The organism is Rhodobacter sp. P2_H5 (assembly GCF_056403335.1).
In genome coordinates this window covers 1-862 of the sequence record NZ_JBFUFS010000093.1, presented here as the reverse complement: position 1 = coordinate 862, position 862 = coordinate 1, and the positions used below count along the sequence as shown (strand labels likewise).

Below are 862 nucleotides of genomic sequence, written 5' to 3'. Positions count from 1 at the left end.
ATCTGGTGCCGTACTACATGACCTCGGTGAAGCGGGGCGGCTTTTACGGCTGGCCCTACAGCTTTTACGGCCAGCACCCCAACAGCCGCCCACAGCCGTCGCGCCCGGATCGATACTGTCGCCAGCGCCAGGGTCCCGGGCTACGCGCTGGGGCCGCATACCGGATCGCTGGGTTTACCTTTGACACCGGCGCCCTGTTTCCAAAACGTTTCGCCAATGGAGCTTTCGTCGGCCAGCACGGGTCATGGAACCGCCAGCCGAGTTCGGGCCATAAGGTCATTTTCGTGCCCTTCTCGAAAGGTGTGCCCGCAGGCAAGCCGCAAGACATCCTCAACGGGTTCCTGAATGCCGATGGAGAGGCGATGGGACGCCCGGTTGGCGTTGCCATCGACCGGACCGGGGCCCTGTTGGTCGCCGACGATGTCGGCAACAAGGTCTGGCGCGTCGTGCCAAGCGGAAAATAGTCATTCTGCTGGGCGATCATCTGCTCGGCCCAGAGGTGAAACAGACAGCCTACGGATGGAATAAAGGCTCGACTACCGATGCGTTGGTCAGGAGGGGAAATCAGAAAAACCCCCCTGTTCCTTGTGCCACCACGTCTGATTGACGCGCAGGCTATCTGCTTCATCGGATCAACGTGCAAAGGCCCCAAGGTTCCATCGCAATCCAGACGATTAACGCGGTGCAGACGAGACAGGCGGCAGGCCCTTCCCGCCACCGGACCTTTCAAGTTCGGCCAGTGTTACATGGCCAGATGGAAGCCAGCCGTGCAGCGCCCTCTGGCACAAGATCGGTGTCCCTCAGCATGACACCAAAATAGCCCGCTTGGGGATCGATCACCACGCCGCGCGCGTCACCTGCT

General features: G+C 61.1%; 1 protein-coding gene. It reads left to right on the top strand.

The features are described 5' to 3' along the window. Positions 1 to 464 (top strand): PQQ-dependent sugar dehydrogenase (locus tag AC1DVR_RS23660; RefSeq protein WP_478003073.1); only part of this gene is annotated, 464 nt, incomplete at its 5' end. Between the last annotated feature and the right edge of the window lie 398 nt (positions 465 to 862).